General features: G+C 38.9%; 14 protein-coding genes. 8 read left to right on the top strand and 6 right to left on the bottom strand.

What is annotated here, in order from left to right; all coding sequences use genetic code 11:
• Nucleotides 1–341 precede the first annotated feature (341 nt).
• Nucleotides 342–749 (bottom strand): MerR family transcriptional regulator, encoded by a 408-nt coding sequence (locus tag I6F66_RS05515; protein WP_165739552.1) that lies wholly within the window; start codon nucleotides 747–749, stop codon nucleotides 342–344.
• A gap of 100 nt (nucleotides 750–849) precedes the next feature.
• Between I6F66_RS05515 and I6F66_RS05510 the strand changes: the two genes are divergently transcribed.
• Nucleotides 850–2088, top strand: coding sequence for an NADH:flavin oxidoreductase/NADH oxidase family protein (locus tag I6F66_RS05510; protein ID WP_165727939.1), 1239 nt, complete (start codon nucleotides 850–852; stop codon nucleotides 2086–2088).
• A 351-nt stretch (nucleotides 2089–2439) separates the two neighbouring features.
• A complete protein-coding gene (locus I6F66_RS05505; RefSeq protein ID WP_165727938.1) occupies nucleotides 2440–3606 on the top strand; it encodes an aldo/keto reductase in 1167 nt (388 codons plus the stop codon).
• Nucleotides 3607–4066: 460 nt separating this feature from the next.
• Here I6F66_RS05505 and I6F66_RS05500 read toward each other — a convergent pair whose 3' ends face one another.
• Nucleotides 4067–4495 carry a PACE efflux transporter gene (locus tag I6F66_RS05500; protein ID WP_165727937.1) on the bottom strand — a complete coding sequence of 143 codons (429 nt, stop codon included), beginning with the start codon at nucleotides 4493–4495 and terminating at the stop codon, nucleotides 4067–4069.
• 90 nt (nucleotides 4496–4585) lie between these two features.
• Between I6F66_RS05500 and I6F66_RS05495 the strand changes: the two genes are divergently transcribed.
• Together I6F66_RS05495 and I6F66_RS05490 are read left to right on the top strand one after the other, a co-directional pair.
• On the top strand, nucleotides 4586–5461 hold the full coding sequence (locus I6F66_RS05495) for a LysR family transcriptional regulator (RefSeq protein WP_197159927.1): 876 nt from the start codon (nucleotides 4586–4588) through the stop codon (nucleotides 5459–5461).
• A 121-nt stretch (nucleotides 5462–5582) separates the two neighbouring features.
• Nucleotides 5583–6590 (top strand): zinc-binding alcohol dehydrogenase family protein, encoded by a 1008-nt coding sequence (locus tag I6F66_RS05490; protein ID WP_166376679.1) that lies wholly within the window; start codon nucleotides 5583–5585, stop codon nucleotides 6588–6590.
• Nucleotides 6591–6655: 65 nt separating this feature from the next.
• On the opposite strand, the gene I6F66_RS05485 is transcribed toward I6F66_RS05490, so the two are convergent.
• Nucleotides 6656–7603 (bottom strand): LysR family transcriptional regulator, encoded by a 948-nt coding sequence (locus I6F66_RS05485; protein WP_197208877.1) that lies wholly within the window; start codon nucleotides 7601–7603, stop codon nucleotides 6656–6658.
• Nucleotide 7604: 1 nt separating this feature from the next.
• The gene (locus tag I6F66_RS05480; RefSeq protein ID WP_197119001.1) at nucleotides 7605–8510 is read right to left on the bottom strand and encodes a LysR family transcriptional regulator; all 906 of its coding nucleotides are present in this window, start codon (nucleotides 8508–8510) and stop codon (nucleotides 7605–7607) included.
• Between the two features lie 106 nt (nucleotides 8511–8616).
• Between I6F66_RS05480 and I6F66_RS05475 the strand changes: the two genes are divergently transcribed.
• Both I6F66_RS05475 and I6F66_RS05470 read left to right on the top strand, forming a co-directional pair.
• Nucleotides 8617–9393, top strand: coding sequence for a class III extradiol ring-cleavage dioxygenase (locus I6F66_RS05475; RefSeq protein WP_165727934.1), 777 nt, complete (start codon nucleotides 8617–8619; stop codon nucleotides 9391–9393).
• Nucleotides 9394–9473: 80 nt separating this feature from the next.
• Nucleotides 9474–10151, top strand: coding sequence for a haloacid dehalogenase type II (locus I6F66_RS05470; protein ID WP_024591580.1), 678 nt, complete (start codon nucleotides 9474–9476; stop codon nucleotides 10149–10151).
• Nucleotides 10152–10212: 61 nt separating this feature from the next.
• Here the strand turns inward: I6F66_RS05470 and I6F66_RS05465 are convergent, their stop codons facing one another.
• Complete coding sequence (locus tag I6F66_RS05465) at nucleotides 10213–11088, bottom strand: LysR family transcriptional regulator (RefSeq protein WP_197208876.1); 876 nt, start codon at nucleotides 11086–11088, stop codon at nucleotides 10213–10215.
• 119 nt (nucleotides 11089–11207) lie between these two features.
• On the opposite strand from I6F66_RS05465, the gene I6F66_RS05460 reads away from it, so the two are divergent.
• On the top strand, nucleotides 11208–11708 hold the full coding sequence (locus I6F66_RS05460; RefSeq protein ID WP_002959229.1) for a lactoylglutathione lyase family protein: 501 nt from the start codon (nucleotides 11208–11210) through the stop codon (nucleotides 11706–11708).
• 226 nt (nucleotides 11709–11934) lie between these two features.
• Here the strand turns inward: I6F66_RS05460 and I6F66_RS05455 are convergent, their stop codons facing one another.
• Complete coding sequence (locus I6F66_RS05455) at nucleotides 11935–12315, bottom strand: hypothetical protein (protein ID WP_010552898.1); 381 nt, start codon at nucleotides 12313–12315, stop codon at nucleotides 11935–11937.
• Between the two features lie 725 nt (nucleotides 12316–13040).
• Here I6F66_RS05455 and I6F66_RS05450 point away from each other — a divergent pair.
• Nucleotides 13041–13973, top strand: a complete 933-nt coding sequence (locus I6F66_RS05450; RefSeq protein WP_165739569.1) for a ChaN family lipoprotein — start codon at nucleotides 13041–13043, stop codon at nucleotides 13971–13973.
• Nucleotides 13974–13976: the final 3 nt, after the last annotated feature.

Below are 13976 nucleotides of genomic sequence, written 5' to 3'. Positions count from 1 at the left end.
TACAGCTTACTGGGGCTTGTTGACCTTTCAGGATAAAATGTGTTCAATCTAGGGGCTATTTAATCGCGGCGCGAGGTTTGTAATTTAGTGGGCTCGATAACTGCTCCTGCGTTATTCTAATGGCTTACATCCATGTAATAATAAGTAAAAACCGAGCTACAAAGAGTAAATTGCCCCTAGGCAGAACCCTTAGGGCAGCGCATGTTTGGCATTTATACTACGTTATCGTCTGTTTATGGGGAATAACCACACTACATAGACTCTGCCTTGCCTAAATACCAAACAGTCTGCTGCAAATTTAACCTCAAAAGATAAACAGGCCCTGAATAAGCTGTATTAGTTTATTTGTAATCCATCACTTCTAGTAATTCATTTAATTTACTTTCTGGCAGGCATTCGCCTTTATCCCAATAAGAGTTTAGTAACGCAGTTAAACTGCCAATACGCTGTGACTTTTTCTGCATTTTCTCAATCAAAATGTCAGCTTCTTTTTGTTTTTTTTCTAAACGTTCGATTATTACTGTGTGGTTTAGCTCGCCGTTTTCGTTACGTAATAAAGGTATTTCGTTGAGTGAAAAACCCAAGCTTTGTGAAAATTTAATTAATTGCAGTTTTTCTAAGTTTTGTTGGGTGTACAGCCTATAACCATTAGCACTGCGAGTGGTTGGTGTTAATAACCCTTTGCTTTCGTAAAAACGAATAGTGCTGGCAGGTATGTTGGTAAGTTTTGCAAGTTCGCCTATTTTCATAACTAATAATAACTCCACTTTACATAAACTTAGTAGGTTGACCTTCAAGCTAACTTTAAGGTTATAGTTGTTTTAATGTCAATTTAATTAGCCAATAATTATGCGCAACCCTGTGTTTACCTCCTTTACCTTGCCAAGTGGTTTAGTATTAAAAAATCGTATTGCCAAAGCCGCTATGGAAGAAAACCTAGCACAAGAGGACCAAACACCCTCCCAAGCACTTAAAAACGTTTATAGCGCATGGGCTAAAGGCGGTACAGGGCTAATTATTACTGGCAATGTAATGGTTGATCATTTAGCGATGACAGGCCCTGGTGGCCTTGTGCTTGAGCAAAGTACCGATATTACTGCCTTTGCCGAGCTTGCTCGTTTATCAAAGCAAAATAATTGCAAAGTGGTGATGCAAATTAATCACCCTGGTAGGCAAGTATTTAAAAAAATGGGTGGAAAGGCTCTATCAGCGTCAAGTATTGCACTTAATATGGGTAAGCACTCGCACTTATTTGGCGTACCAAAGGCAATGACGCAAACCGACATTGACGATGTTATTACCCGCTTTACACAAACTGCACTACAAGCCGAAAAAGCCGGTTTTAATGGCGTACAAATACATGCAGCGCATGGCTATTTACTTGCCCAGTTTTTATCGCCACTTACCAATAAGCGCGACGATAAATGGGGGGGAAGTTTACAAAATAGAGCCCGTTTACTTCTCGAAATAACCCGCAGTATTAAAGCGGTTTGTTCCCCGACCTTTTCGGTTTCAGTAAAGTTAAACTCTGCAGATTTTCAACGTGGTGGGTTCGAATCCAGTGACGCGCAAGTTGTAGTGGATTTATTGAATGAACTCAATGTTGATTTTGTAGAGCTTTCGGGTGGTAGCTACGAAGCCCCTGCCATGCAAGGTAAAACAGGTGACGAACGCACACTTGCCCGCGAAGCATACTTTTTAGAGTTTGCAAAAGCGATTAGCCACCGCTCATCAATCCCAATAATGACCACCGGCGGCATTAGTCGCTTATCTATTGCCAACAACGTGATTGAAAGTGGAGTGGCCCTCGTGGGTATTGCCACTGCGCTTGCATACCAACCAAATTTACCAAACAAATGGCAAAATGAGCCACTGCAACTAGCCGTATTACCCAGTGTTACTTGGCAAGATAAAACCCTCGCAGGGCTTGCCACTATGGCACTGGTAAAAAGGCAAATACGACGTATAGGCCAAGGCAAATCTGTAAAAACAAACGCTTCACCAATATTTACTTTAATTAGCGACCAGCTACGCTCGGTTAAATTAACTAAGCGTTACCGCAATCGCTTTGCTAGTGAGATTAACTAAGCTTTGGTATTCACTCTTTTTATGTATTCCGGTTTTGTTTACTAATTTTTACACTTGAATAAATGTAACCATTTTTATGTTGTGTAAATGAGTATTAAGGCGTGCACCAATTTGGAAGTTTGCTTTTTTATCAAGCTATTAAAGTGCACTATTTTGTGCATATTAAAGTACTGTACGAGTAAAGAAAATAATCATTCTAAAATGTTAATTAAAGTGCGCATTCAGCGTTTGTTGATTTAACTATCTTATTGAAAGTATTGACATTTATTACTTTCCTCTCGCTTGGGTTTGGTTGGTATTTATACTAGTTTATAGCGTAGATATTTAACCTTACTCAAGGAGAATAGTTACATGGTATCTCGCAGAAATTTTATTAAAGCAGGCGCTGCTTTAAGTTTAGGCTCTATTTTTAGTGCTTCAGCTTTGGCTGAACAATTAAAAGTAAAAATGTCTAACGGCAGTGTTATGCAAACTAAAGGATCAATAGATAAAAGCGCTGCTCTGCCCACAAACGATGTTACTAACGCTAAGCATTACCGGCCTGAATCCAGAATGGGCTTAGGCGGTCTTGCCGCTGGGAATGGCTTTAATACTATATCAAGCGATGCAGAAATTTTAACAATGCTAAATGCAGCATGGGATTCTGGTATTCGTCATTTTGATACGTCACCTTTTTACGGCTTGAGTTTAAGTGAAAGGCGCTTCGGTGATTTACTTCGAAACAAAAAGCATGAAGATTATGTTTTATCCTCAAAAGTAGGTCGCCTTCTTACCCCTTCAGCAGAGCCTCTAGAAAATAGTTGGCATTGGGCTGATCACTCACCTTTTCATTATAAATATGATTACTCTGCATCAGGTACGCGTCGTTCAATAGAAGACACGTTACATCGTATTGGTGTCGCCTCACTTGATATTGTTTATATTCACGATTTATCACCGCAAAATAGTGATATGGGAGATGATTGGCTTAAGTATTTTGATCAGGCTGCAAAAGGGGCTATTCCTGAGTTAACTAAAATGCGTGATGAAGGAATAATTAAAGGCTGGGGTTTTGGAGTAAATACACCTCATGCTATTTATAAAGCGCTTGATATGTCAGACCCTGATATTTGCTTACTAGCGCTGCAATATTCAATTTTAGATCATAAGCAGGCACTTGATAAAACCTTTCCTATGCTTGATAAACGAGGTGTTTCAGCAGTCATTGGTGCTCCGCTTAATGGTGGTTTTTTAGCCGGTCGTAACCGCTTTAATTATTCACCTAAAATTCCTGGGCCTATGCAGCAAAAGTTTAATGCAATAAGCGACATTGCATCTAAACATGGGATTGATATTAAAACAGCTGCACTGCAATTCGCAGAGGCACCTTCAACGGTATCCTCAATTATTCCTGGCGCACGCACGGCAGAGCAAATTAAAGCTAATGTAGCCTCAATGAAAGTTACCATACCAAGCGAATTTTGGAGTGAATTGAAATCTAAACAGCTTATTGCAGAAAACGCCCCCATACCCACATAACAAAATAGGTGTGCCATTTGCTTGGCACACCTAGTTATAGTCAGTGTGGTTTATTTTTAAGCAACGCTTAGTAGTAAGTACATTGATTGTTGGGCATTTGTATAAGCGCAGCTTGCTGGCGTTTAAAAACGAAGTTTTTAAACTTAGTTATTAGGTAGTCAAAAGCATTATTACGTGCCTATTACATATTACGCGTATCGGTATCATGCTGCGCTTCATCCTAGTGGTGAGAGCGTGTGGAACATATTGAAAGGGCTAAATATATAAAGCAAAAAGTTACTGTAAACCCCCATTACAGTTAGCCGGTAAATAGTACAAATAGTAAATTAGCACTACTTAGTCAATTGAGCAGTGCTAATTGGTTTAATTAAAAGCCACATTTACCGTTATTTATTGCCATTGCGCTTTTGCCAAAACGATCTCAATACTCCACAGCGTTGCTTTTATAAACTTAAAAATATCAAGCACATTGCGATTTATTAACCCATCTTTTGTAAGGTTGGTACTTATCGTACAACACATTAAAAATATACGTGTATATGAGTATAAAAACTAAAAAGCCAGCTTCTAATGCTGTAGCGGCTAGCCATGTAATATTTAAATACCAAGCAAGTATTGGCAGCGTTATTACTAACATACCCAGCTCAAAGCCACATGCATGCGTAATGCGGGTTACTAAACCTCGCTCGATTCGGTTATGCCCAACTATTTTATCAAACACTATGTTGTAAATGTAGTTCCACAACATGGCAAAAATTGATAAACCAATACCTACAATTGCCATTTTTCCTGTTGCAAACCCACCAAAATAAACAGATGCAGGAACAATAATAAATAATGCAATCATCTCAAATATTAGGGCCTGAAAAATACGTTCTGCTGTGTTCATATATAAATAAGTTCTTTAGTGAATGACGAGACGGTTATTTTCATTCATTATTAAGATACATGTTAGTTAGCTAGTATCGGTAAAAGCGATATGTTTAGTATTGAACAACTTCAGGCATTTGTAGCTACCGTTGAGGCTGGATCGTTTTCGGCCGCAGCGCGTAGTTTAAGTAAAGCGCAGTCGGTAGTAAGTCAGCATATTATTAATTTAGAAATAGACTGTAATGCGACATTATTTGAGCGCACAGGGCGCTATCCACAATTAACCGAAGCCGGTAAACAGTTACTACCCCAGGCTAAGGCCGTGCTTAATCAACACCAGCGATTAACAAACTCTGCATTAGCACTAAACGAAAAAACACCAACCGAAATCACTATCGCACTTGACGAAGGGATCCCGTTTAAAACTATCGCGAGTATTATTAGCAAGCTGCAAAGTAAGTATCCTTACGTATCGCTTGAGTTTTTAAGTGCATCCAGCCATGACATAATTGACATGCTAAACAGCGAAAAGCCTATGACGGGTATTATTTTTAGTGAATTAAATATACCGAGTTACTTAGACTATGAATGTATTGGAACGGTAAAATTTGATTTATATGTTGCTAAGTCGCACCCTTTAGCGGGGATCAGATGTGAGAATATGGATGGTCTTCGGCTACATAGACAACTTCTTCTTCGTTCGCGCAATACACAAACAAGCAGCTTTCAGCTAAAAATTAGCCCAGAGATTTGGTATGCCGATAATTACTTTGTATTACTCGAGCTAGCAATACAAGGTAACGGGTGGTGCTTATTACCAAACCATGTAGCTCTAGATGCAGTACAAAGTGGTGAGCTGGTTAAACTTCCTCTTGAGTTTGAAGAAATGGGTTGGTTGGCTAATGTTGATGTATTACAGCATCAGCGGCATAGTAATCAAAAAGCGTTTAAAGCGCTTCGAAGTGTATTACGAGGGCTGTTATAAAATTTCTATTGTGGAATATTATTTCCATAATGATTGGGTTTTTTACCTCTTTTTTAACTGTGTCAATAAAGCCAAAATAGCGTCATTAACACAGCGTATTAAACGACGAGAGGCAAAACACATGAAAGCAATTGGATATCAACAAAACTTACCTGTTTCAAACGAGCTATCACTTCAAGACATCGAACTTGAAATGCCAACAGCACACGGCCACGATATTTTAGTGGAAGTAAAAGCAGTATCTGTTAATCCGGCTGATTTTAAAATTCGTGAATCAATGCCAGCGCCAGAAGGCGAATACAAAGTACTTGGCTTTGATGCTACAGGCGTTGTTAAATCTGTTGGCGAAAATGTGTCTTTATTTAAACCTGGCGACAAAGTTTGGTATGCCGGCGATGTAACGCGTTCAGGTAGTAATGCACAGTTTCAATTAGTTGATGAGCGTATTGTAGGTAAAATGCCAACGACGTTATCTAACTTTGAAGCCGCAGCGCTTCCTCTTACTAGCCTTACCGCATGGGAGTTGTTGTTTGATAGATTAAACGTAGCTGAAAATGATGATTCTAAAAGTATTTTAGTGATTGGTGCTGCCGGCGGTGTAGGCTCAATTATGGTGCAATTGTTAAAGCAGCGCACTAAGCTTAAAATTATTGCTACAGCGTCTCGCGCCGAAACCACGTCGTGGTTAGAGGATTTAGGTGCCGATACTATTATTAATCACCGTAATTTATTAAGTGAAGAGTTTGCAGCTAAAAATTTAGGTGAAGTAGATTATGTCGTTAGTTTAAATAACACTGCTCAACACTTGCCTGAAATAGTTAAAGTGATTAAGCCACAAGGTAAGTTTGCACTGATTGACGACCCTGAAACACTTGATATTGTGCCATTCAAAACCAAATGTGTGTCGGTACATTGGGAGCTTATGTTTACTCGTTCATTATTTAAAACAGACGATATGCAAGAGCAACACGTTATTTTAAATAACGTAGCGACGATGATTGACGAAGGCCTGATTAAAACAACATTTGGTGAGCATTTAGGCACTATTAACGCCGTTAATTTACGTAAAGCGCATCAGCATCTTGAAACGCAAACGGCTAAAGGTAAAGTTGTTTTAGAGGGCTTTTAAATAACCACTTTATAAGTATATTTTGAGTACACAAAAAAGCCCCTAACGGGGCTTTTTTATATCTGCTATTTGTATAACTGTTTGTAATTAGGCATATGTTCAACCCAAAATGGCGGTGTACCAATATACTCTTGCACGGTTTTAATAAACTCACTTACCAATGGGGTTTGTTTACGATGAGGGTAAAGCGCGTAAATACCTGTGCCCATAGTTGATAGTTTATAATTAGTTAAAAGCGGCACAAGGCCCATTTTATCAATAGGTTCTTCTAGATTAAATAAATCGAGCATTACATACCCAAGCCCTGCTTTTACTGCATCGACCATAGCGCGTACATCACTCACTTTGTAATTGCCTTTCATTTTATGTATTTTTTGCTCATCACCATGAGGCTCAGTGCTTAACTTAACTTGGTCGAGACTTACATCGCCATTGCCATAAATAATAGCGGGTAAAGCTAATAAATCTTCTGGCGTGCTTGGCATTCCGTGCTTTTTTATAAAATCATGTGATGCAACAAGCGCAAAGTGCATATTAGCAATTTTTCTAGCCATTAAATTAGAGTCGTTTAGTTTGCCTATTCTAAAGGCTAAATCGTAATGATCGGCAATAATATCGTTACGCTTATCGTCAAGCATCAAGGTTGTTTTTACCTCAGGATACTTTTGCATAAATATATTAATAGCGGGCTGAATATACTGCTGACCAAAAAACATACCGGAGGTAATGCGCAAAATACCTTTTGGCTTTGCCTGATACGAGTCGGCTATGCTATGGATATCAGAAAGTGTATCGATAAGAATATGCGCTTGCGTTAAAATTTCCTCTCCTGCTGAGGTGAGCGAAAACGAGCGCGTAGAACGATTTAACAATTGCACACCTAAACTGGTTTCGAGTTTTTTAATTTGTTTAGACAGCGACGAATTATCCATATCATGCAGTGCTGCGGCTTTGGCAAATGAGCCTTTTTGCACTACATCTACAAATAACGTTAATTGATTAGTTATCGACATATCACTCTCCTAAATCCCAGTAAGGTGTATCGCCATAATAGCCACTTGCAAAATCAACAAACGCACGTACTTTACTGGGTAAAAACTGTCTGTTTGCATACACCATGTAAAGCCCCATTGGCTCGGGTTCATAGTCTTTTAAAATGCGCACTACTTTACCTTGAGCCAGTGCTTCCCCTGCTATAAATGTTGGCTGCATAGCAATACCACCACCCGCAATGGCTGTATTTAGTAGCAAATCACCATTGTTAGCCACAAAGTTACTTTCAAGCTTTAGCTCGCTTTTTAGCTCATTAACCCCAAATAATCGCTTTGTGGGCTCGCTGTGGGAATAGCGTAAATAATTATGTGACTGTAAATCTAAAAGCGTTTGTGGCGTGCCATGGCGTTTTAAATAGTCGGGTGACGCAAACACCGCTAGGTGTATAGGTGCAATTTTTTTAGCTATCAACGTTGAGTTTTTTAATACGCCAATGCGCAGAGCAATATCAATACCCTGCTCTACTATGTCTACATATTGGTCGGTGAGCCGTAAATCTAACTTTAAATTTGGATACTGCTTTTGAAAATCAACTAGCAAGCCTGCTAAATGCTTTGTACCAAACGACATAGGCGCACTAATACTAAGCACACCCGATACATTTTCGCTTAAGTTATTGAGGGAGTTTTCCATGTCTTCAATATCAATAACCACCTGCTGACAACGCTGATAATACTGATTTCCAGCCTCTGTAACACTTACTTTTCGCGTTGTACGGTGTAATAAACGTGTGCGTAGATTATCTTCCAGCGCAGAAATATATTTGCTGACTAACTGCGGCGAAATATCGAGTTTATCGGCCGCTTTTGAAAATGATCCTTCTTGCACAACGGCTAAAAAGGTCTTCATGGTGGTGAGCTTATCCATTTTTTAACAATGCCTTGTTGATAATGTATAAATAAGTATCATATTTATCGTCAAATTAGAAACTTATATAGTGTTTATAACACGTTTATTTGTTTAAGGTTTTAGTATGACTCAGCCAGCTTTATTTATATCTCACGGCTCGCCAATGATGGCTGTTCAGCAATCGGCTACGTCAGATTTTCTTGCATCATTAGGTCAAACGCTTAGTAAACCACGTGCTATTGTGGTTTTTTCTGCCCACTTTGATGAAGCGCACGATATAGTTATTACATCAGGAGATACGCCGCATACTATTCACGACTTTTATAACTTCCCCAAGCCCCTATATGAAATTCAATACCCAGCACCAGGAGACCCTAAGCTTGCTAATACTATTAGTGAGCACTTTTACAAAGCGGGTATTAAAACGGTGCAAAGTGCAGATCAAGGGTGGGATCATGGTGTGTGGATCCCGCTGCGCTTAATGTACCCAGCAGCTAATATTCCCATTGTTCAGGTGTCTATTAACACGCGTTTAGGCGCTCAGGCGATGTATAAATACGGACAGTTACTTGCACCACTGCGCAGCGATAACGTATTAATTATTGGCTCAGGCGGTATTAGTCACAATCTACGTGAAATATTTAAAAGCCCTGCTACACCTAATCGTGTTCAAATGGTTAATGAGTTTACTTATTGGGTTGAGCAAAAATTAATAGCGCAAAACACCCAGGCGTTACTTAGCTATTTAAATGAAGCACCCCATGCTTTATTTAATCACCCTACCCAGGAGCACTTTTTACCTCTTTTTGCAGCGCTTGGAAGTAGTGACGGTAAAGCCAAAAAAATACATGAAGATATAGAAATGGATATTTTAGCACTCGATGCTTATAAGTTTTATTAATTTGAGCGTTCGTTCAAATTAAGTTAAGCTGTAAGCAAGTACTCTAAAACCAACTTCATTTATTTTATTGCGGAGCAAACATGGCAACTACACTTGCATTTGACGTATACGGTACGCTAATAAACACTCACGGCGTACTGTCCTTACTCGACGACATGATTGGCGATAACGCCCAAGCATTTTCAAATACATGGCGCGAAAAGCAATTAGAGTATTCATTTAGACGTGGATTAATGCAAAATTATATTCCTTTCTCGCTATGTACAAAACACGCACTCGATTACGCCTGCTTAGCGCACAAAACCGAGCTAAGTGAAGATCAAAAGGGGCAACTGCTAGAGCTTTATAAAACGCTTCCTGCGTTCGATGATGTAAAAGCAGGCCTTGAGCAATTAAAAGCGAAAGATTACCGTTTGTTTGCATTTTCAAACGGCGCTGCCGACGCAGTTCATACCTTATTAGAAACCGCTGGCATTAGTGAGCTTTTTGAAGGGGTAGTAAGTGCCGACGACGTTAAAACCTTTAAACCAAACCCAGGGGTTTATAGCCACTTTTTACGCGAAACCAATTCAACAGGCGCAAACACGTGGCTTGTATCAAGTAACCCGTTTGATGTAACCGGTGCCATATCGCACGGTATGCGAGCGGCGTGGATTCAACGATCTAAAGATTCAATTTTTGATCCGTGGGAAATACAGCCAAATACTATTGCAACCGATTTACTCGATTTAAAAGCAAAATTAGAAAGCGTTAACTAATTTTCTATTCCCCCTTTTGCTTATGGTATTAAGTGCCGTGGGTGTAAAGGGGGTTTACGTTTTAACTATTTACTCCCGCCTTTATTAGCTCAATCACTGTATTCATACGTTTTGCCAACGGCCTATTTCGGTGATGGCACACATAAATAGATTCACTAACCGGACATTTTAAATGATGTGTTTTTATAAGTAGTGGTTTATTGAATGCGCCAACAGCATGAGCAGGTAATACCGTAAAACCCAGCCCTAAGCTTACAGGTTCTAGTATCAAACTAATTTGGTTAGAAAATCCCGTACGTCTTATTTGGTCAATATGCTCAAACTCACTGTAGTTTTCGCTTAGTAGTAGCTGCGCATGATGGCTTGCATCGGGGTGAGCAATAAACCCTAGCTCACACAGGGTTTGCCAATTAGGCATGTTTATACCTGCAGGCGTTACAAGTAGTAGTGGCTCTTGGCTTATTTTATGGCTGGTTAGTTCGCTAAATGTTGGAGCTTGAGTTAAAAACCCAATGTCGGCACTGTGGTTTGCTACAGCTTGTTCAACACTTACATTGGGCGCAAAGCGGTAATCAATAATTAGTTCTTTATGCTCAGATTGCAGTGCTAATAATTGATTATAAAACTTTAAACCACAACTGCCCGGAGATTGAATCTTTACCGCTCTGCTGTACGGCGAATCATCTTTTAATTGTTGTTCTAAAAATTGCCAATCATTAAGAAGTAAGCTGCCCTGCTGATATAAGTTTTGGCCCTGAGGGGTAAGCGAAAACTGCTTACCATGGCGCTCAAGTAAAGCGCAGTTAACTTGCTGCTCTAGCTTTTTAATATGCTGACTTACGCCAGACTGGGTCATATAAAGGCGCTCAGCTGTTTGGGTAAAGTGATTTACTTCAACCAAAGTGCAAAAGGTGTTTAGCCATGTTGGATTTATCATTACAAAATGTACTCAAAATGATGATTAATGATAATTTTACTTAATATGTAGCGGTTCGTAAACTAACTCCATCAACTAGTCGTAAGACAAAATAAGTCACACGTTAAAGAGGAAGCATTATGAGTCATACATATCCACGTAGTTTTTCGCACATTGGTATTTCAGTACCCGACGTTGAAAAAGCCGTTGAGTTTTATACAAAGGTTATGGGTTGGTACACTATTATGGAACCTACTTTGATAACCGAAGATAAAAGCCCAATTGGTGAAATGTGTACAGAAGTGTTTGGTGAAAAATGGGAAAAATTCAAAATAGCACACCTATCTACAGGCGATCGTATTGGTGTCGAAATTTTTGAATTTAAAAACCAAGAAAACCCTAAAGACAACTTTGAATACTGGAAAACTGGTATTTTCCATTTTTGCGTTCAAGACCCTGATGTAGAAGGTTTAGCCGAGCGTATTGTGGAAGCTGGCGGTAAAAAACGTATGGAAGCCCCACGTTATTACTACCCAGGTGAAAAACCATACCGCATGATCTACATGGAAGACCCGTTTGGTAACATACTTGAGATTTACAGCCACAGCTACGAGCTAATTTACAGCGCAGGCGCTTACTAAATAGCACTTAGCTAAAAACAAAGACCGCAGTATTTATTACTGCGGTCTTTTTGTTTCAGTTATAGAGTTTTTAAATACACTTCACCGTCTTCTTATTCTCTATAACTTGTTTTTGCTTAGCTTGTGCAGCATGTTTTGCCCTGAGTTGAAAATATTATCAACCTCCAGAAAAACACTACCAATCGAACTGTGTCCTAGTGAATTTATGAACGACATAATGTATTTGTTAGGAACTTTTGCTCTTATCCACAAACAGGCTACATGTCAGTACCGCTGAGATTAAAAAACAAAACATTACGCTTAATGTAAATAATATAAAGTTTTCATTTTTTGATATAGCTGCTCCTTTAAGGAGTATTTCACCGCTATTAAGTGCATCTACTCCTACATAGATCATCAACGGAATTACAAAAAATGCATTGCTGAGCTTAATAAGTAAGTCCTTTGATGAAAGACTTACTAATTGAGAAGCATTATGCTCTTCCTCGTCTCTATTTAATAGTTCGGCTTTTAATAGCTCAAAGCGTTCAGGGTACAAAGCCCTATCAATAGACGTGATAGCTTCTTGCAATTCAGTAATAGAATATTCTGAATAATTTGGTTCCATCTATTAAACCTTCTCCAGTGCCTAACGCTTACATAAGCGGAAAAATATAGTTGACCAAAATGGTTTTAGGAACAAAAAACAGCCAGCTATAATTTTTTCATTTGATATTTACGTTAGGTTTTTTAGTTAACTGTATATAAAACAAGTATATATAGCTAATGGGCCAAAGTAAGAATATGGAAGCTACTAGTTTAAAGTGTCCATTTTTATATGAATGTGCTTGTGCTGAAAACCAACTTAATAAAGCTCCAATTACACATAAAATCTTAAGAATGTTACCAAACCAGTGTTCATTAAGGAAACTCATAAAACTGGTGTTTTGACTTGCAAATATAAATAACAAAAGAGCTGAGGTACCAAATAAGAGACAGCTTCTTGATTCTGAACATTTTAGTAAGAATAGGCTAAAACCATCTTCCATGTTTTCACTAAAAAGTGGATGCTTCATAGAACTCCATTTAACATCTAACAATTTTATAGGCCGCGAATCGAGCATACTTCTGCCGATGTCACGCTCATGTTTCTACTTTATACAGTTTTAACAAATTACCTAAGGCATTGCTATCAAAAGCTATTTAATATTTACAAGCAAAGTTAAGGCATATAAATGCGCGTTTCGCTCATTTCCTTGATTATGTAAGTAAGCAGCAGTTTGGCTGGCTTAATAGGTATTACAAGTATATGATATTGATAATTATTTGCATTAAAGTGTTTTAAAGGTGTGTATGAAAAAGTCTATGTTAACTCTGGCGTTAGTTACGGGTTTGAGTGGTTGTAGTACAACAGCTACGGAGCCTGATAAAAGCTCATCGCTTTATTACTCAGCACTTTATAATGCACAGGCAAAGCCTGTTAGCTCTGTATTATTAGAGCCCAAGTTATTAAATGCCGATGTGGTTTTAGTGGGTGAATTGCATACACATCCGGGCGTGCATTTATTTCAGACTGAGTTATTTGAGCAATTAAGCAAAAGTAATAAACGCACTGCGCTGTCGCTTGAGCAATTTAGCCGCGCGGATCAGCCTATTTTAAACCAGTATGTTAAAGGTGAAATTGGTGAGCAATACTTAATTGATAACACCCAAGCGTGGCCAAATTACAAAAGTGATTACCGTGCGCTGGTAGAGCTGGCAAAAACGAACAATAGCGATGTAATAGCTGCAAATGCCCCTAAAAATATAGTCACCTGTATTGGCAGGCAAGGCATAAGTTACCTAAGTAAACTTGATGAAACACAGCAGAGCTATATTGCAGCCACTATTGATACATCCCCCAGTGATTATAAACAACGTTTTATGACCTCAATGCACCATGGCACGCCAAGTCAAAACGAAAATTATTATGCTGCGCAAGTTACCTGGGATGAAACCATGGGGGAGTCTATCGTTAACTATTTAAATAATCATAAAGATGCGCAGGTAATGCATATAGCGGGCGATTTTCATGTGAAAAATGGCGAAGGTATAGCGCGCGTTATTAAGCGTTTAGCGCCAGAGCTTAAGGTTGTGTGGATATCGCCGGTTACAAGTGTGCAAGCTAACCAAACAGGGTATCAGTTGCAAGTTAACCCTTTGCCACCCCGTTATGTACAAAAAGAACATCAGCAAGCCGCTTTTAAAGCTTTAGCTAAACGAGGCGATCAAACAGTTTGCTTATAAAAT

Source organism: Pseudoalteromonas sp. NZS100_1, assembly GCF_015864285.1.
GTDB classification, from domain to species: domain Bacteria; phylum Pseudomonadota; class Gammaproteobacteria; order Enterobacterales; family Alteromonadaceae; genus Pseudoalteromonas; species Pseudoalteromonas arctica.
Note: the sequence above shows the minus strand (reverse complement) of the source record. Positions and strands in the feature narration are given on the sequence as shown.